3 protein-coding genes are annotated in these 4,002 nt (G+C 44.7%); 1 reads left to right on the top strand and 2 read right to left on the bottom strand.

Annotated elements, in window-relative coordinates:
* Both AC1DSE_RS31820 and AC1DSE_RS31815 read right to left on the bottom strand, forming a co-directional pair.
* A partial coding sequence (locus tag AC1DSE_RS31820) for a response regulator (protein WP_477528799.1) occupies positions 1-996 on the bottom strand: 996 nt, incomplete at its 3' end.
* Positions 989-2,791 carry a sensor histidine kinase gene (locus AC1DSE_RS31815; RefSeq protein WP_477512121.1) on the bottom strand — a complete coding sequence of 601 codons (1,803 nt, stop codon included), beginning with the start codon at positions 2,789-2,791 and terminating at the stop codon, positions 989-991. The genes AC1DSE_RS31815 and AC1DSE_RS31820, both read right to left, overlap by 8 nt.
* A gap of 257 nt (positions 2,792-3,048) precedes the next feature.
* Between AC1DSE_RS31815 and AC1DSE_RS31810 the strand changes: the two genes are divergently transcribed.
* Positions 3,049-4,002 (top strand): spore germination protein (locus AC1DSE_RS31810; RefSeq protein WP_477528798.1); only part of this gene is annotated, 954 nt, incomplete at its 3' end.

Below are 4,002 nucleotides of genomic sequence, written 5' to 3'. Positions count from 1 at the left end.
CGATGAAAGCTCTCCTCGAAATAAATAGCGCTCAATAACCTTAATGGTATGCTCAGGTATAGCCGTATGCCCCTCAGAAGCATGAGCTAGTCCAGCAGCTTTGCCGTATGGCATGTTCCATGCCAGCAAAGAGCTAATATAACCTTCTTTCCACTGCTTAAATCCGCTTACCGTTTGACCAGTACCTATTTTAATTTCAAACGCCATGTACTTATTTACGCTTTGAGTCAGAAACTCAGCAAATTCCCGCTCCAATTCGTGGTCCGCAGCGATTACAAAATGCATGAGGCCAGGATAATTGGTATCACGAAATACCTCCATCTTCCCTTGGAACTTGTCTGCGCATTCTCTTGATATGATATCGAACGGCAATCGAAACTTGTCCGGCGTACGGTCAACCGAAGCGCTTGATTCCCCTCGCTCCCATAGCCCTGCTGTAATAAACCTAACCTCACGTTTATCCCATAAATCCAGCTCAAACAATCGGGAACGATCTTTTATAGTACTCTCCTGCAAAATCTCTTCCTTTACGAGATGAACGATAAAATGCTCTTTCATTTCCTTATAATATTGGGAGAGCCGCCACTGCGTCATAGCCGCCTGATCATGGCTTTGCCTTTCCTTGTCCAGCTCCTTCTTTACGTTTGAAAGCGTGTCGGTCAATTCTTTTCTAGCAACAGGTTTTAACAAATACTCGCGAGCCTGATTGCGAATGGCTGCTTTCGCATAATGAAAATCCTCATAACCTGTAATGACGATCAGACGCAGGGATGGGTACTGCTCGTGACAGGAATCTAAAAATAACATACCGTCCATCACAGGCATGTTCATATCTGTAATAACAATATCAATAGCCTCTGCTGAAAGCCTCTCGAGCGCTTCGACGCCATTAGAGGCTTCCCCTGCAATGATAAGTCCAATACTGTCCCAGTCTACCTTAAGCTTTAGACCCTGACGGATCTCGGGTTCATCATCCACGATTAATACTTTATACATGCTGGTGTTCCTCCTGTGCTGGTAGTATGAGCTCAATCGTTGTACCCTCGCCAAGCGTAGAATCGATGCGGACCTCAAATAGTGATTCGTAGTAAAGACGGCAGCGTGCAAGAACATTTCCTAGTCCAATTTGGCTGCTCCGGCTGGTAAGAATTTGCTCCAGCTGAACGGATTCCGATCGCTCCAGCAGCTTCTTCTGCTGCTCGCTTGTCATCCCCGGTCCGTTATCTGACACGATTAGATGTACCCTTCCCGCAGCATGGCTTACACGAATGCGGACGATTGCCTCGGATTGATGCATGAAGCTGTATTTAACGGCGTTCTCTATCAATGGCTGGAAAATAAATTTTACCGTCGACAATCTCAGAAGGTCGCCTTCCTCCTCAATCGTTATGTTCAGTTGATCACCGAAGCGGATTTTTAAGATCGACAAATAATAGTGAACATAAACTAGCTCTTCTTCCAACGGAACGAGGTCATCGCTAATTTTAAGAGAGAAACGCATCATCTTCCCTAGTGATTCTATAACTTCGACTGTATCATCTGTCCGTCGCTGTATGGCTAAGCTGCTCATGAGCTCCAGTGTATTAAACAGAAAATGCGGATTAATTTGCATGAGCAGCGCTTTGTATTCCGCTTGCTGCCTAAGCAGCTTAAGCTCGAACTCGGTTTTGATATGCTGTCGCAGTCTCGTAACCATGTTGCGGAACGTTTCAGTTGCGAAGCCCACTTCATTGCGTACCCTCTTCTCAGGCGCCAAACGGCTCTCAGCAAGCACAAAATCGCCTCTTTGTACATGCCGCATTGCGAGCACCAGCCGTGAAAGCGGCTTCGTAATTCCATGCGAGAACCAAGTCGCCAGTATCAAAGACACAATTAATAATACAGCCGCAACGATTAGAATCGTGCTTCGCAGGCGAAAGAGCTGTGAATACAAATCTTTCTCTGATACGAACCCAACAAGCATCCAGTTCGTTTTCGGCAGTTTTTTGTATACTAAAATTTCTTTTTCTCCGCTTAAATTATTTAAATAAACGACGCCCTGCTTCCTCCAGCCTGTCCGTAAATCGTCAACCTGCCGTACCATCTCCGAATGGGCTCCGTATTCGTTCTGGGACAGCATTGGTTTACCATGCTGATCTAATAAATAGATCGTTCCGCTCTCCCCAAGATGGATTCTGCCTAGCGGCTCCAGAAAATAGTCAGCGCTTACATTAATCTTCATCACACTTTTTGTCAGTGAAGGCTCAAATGAACTGATCGGCATCAGCATACTGATTACCGGATGTTTGTTGTTATTGCGCAGCTCTGCGACATCCGTATGAGCCGGAATCCAGTATTGATCCTCGTTTTTAAAATCGAGATACCACTTTTCCTTCAGAAAGGAATCGTTAGACACAACTAAATTGCCACTGCTGACCCACATGCCTTCCTGACGATAGACGGCGACACCAGAAACACTGGAATAACTGTTCGTTGTCTGCGTCAAAAACTGGCTCATTCGGTAATGGGCAAGATTTTTTTCTCCCTCCGTGGATGCGGAATCTGACGCTACTGCATCCCAATTATTCGTAATATCGCTATTAAAAACGATAGAGGCTAAATCATAGATTTGTGTTTGAACCATATCAATGTAAGACCCGTATTCATCCATTTTCTCCAGTGCTGAAGATTCAATGTAAGAGCGAATAATGGAACGGGACTCATTAAATAAAAGAATGGACAGGGTGACGAAGGATAAAACGAATAGTAAACAAAAGATTGCAATCAAACGACTTTTTAACGAATAAAACATAGCCAGTCCCCTCTCATGCCAGCCTTTCTTCCAACGATGTTTAGACCCGGTAATAAATCTAGGAATACATTCGCTGCAATCCCCTCTTCTTTAAACCTATTATAGTCGTCAATCTCATACATGCAATAAAATATAACAGGTAAACAGAATAGACATTGGCTCCTCCCCTCCCCCCAATCCAATGACAACCGAATATCTTTTCCTCAACAGGGAAAAGATGTAATCATTCGACACTTCACTTCGGATAGGAGACTCGCATGCGGAAATCGCCCAATTTTTCACCTAATCACACTACATCCGACAAGCCTTCTTACCCGAACATTTCTCCCCATCTGGAAGAAAACTTGAACGCGATCGAAGGTTTTTTTGCCAACTGCAAAGACTTGATAATACATCGCTGGAGTTATGGACAGGGCTTGGAGCAATCAGCCTTTACCGTCTACTTCGATACGCTAACGAAAACGACCGTTACGAATTTTGCAAAGGATACGCTGCAAAATCTGGTGCCGCATGAGCTTGGTCCTGCCGAGACGGTAACGATAAAAGATGTTATCCATTATTTTGAGAATCATGGCATCGCTTCCCCTAACGTTGAGCTTATGAGCGAAATGGAACAAGCCGTCAGAGGCATTCTGGACGGCAAAGTCGTCATTTTTTTTGACGGATGGCCTAAGGCTATCGCCTATTTTGCCCTTGATGTCGAGCAGCGTCAAACCTCAGAGCCCATTACGGAGCCTACCGTTCAAGGCCCGCATGTCAGCTTCATTGAAAGCTTGGATCGCAATATCGGTGTCATTCGAAGCTTGCTGAAATCGCCCGAACTTAAATTTGAGTATTTTATATCCGGGGAGAAGGTTCACAGAAAAGTGTCCTACGGCTATTTGGAAGGCGTCGTAAAGCCGGAGACATTAGAAGCGTTTAAGCAAAAGATTGAGGGTATAGATCAAGAAGAAATGATTGATATTTCCTATCTGGAAGAGTGGGTTAATGATTCCAACTACTCCCCTTTTCCGCAAGTTCGGTATACGGAGCGCCCGGATACGACGGTTACTTCTTTGCTGGATGGCAAAATCATTGCGTTAGTGGACGGAAGCCCATCGGTTCTTATCTGTCCAGGAAAATTCATTGAGTTTTTTACAAACAGCGAGGATTATTACTATCGGACGATTTTTTCTTCGTTAATTCGATTGATTCGACTGGCTGCGTTCCTC

This window comes from Paenibacillus sp. 01L418 (assembly GCF_056400045.1).
This window is presented reverse-complemented; position numbering and strand designations above follow the sequence as displayed.

Coding starts and splice junctions, on each gene's coding strand:
- AC1DSE_RS31815 (WP_477512121.1), bottom strand. CDS start 2,791: ATGTTTTATTCGTTAAAAAGTCGTTTGATTGCAATCTTTTGTTTACTA.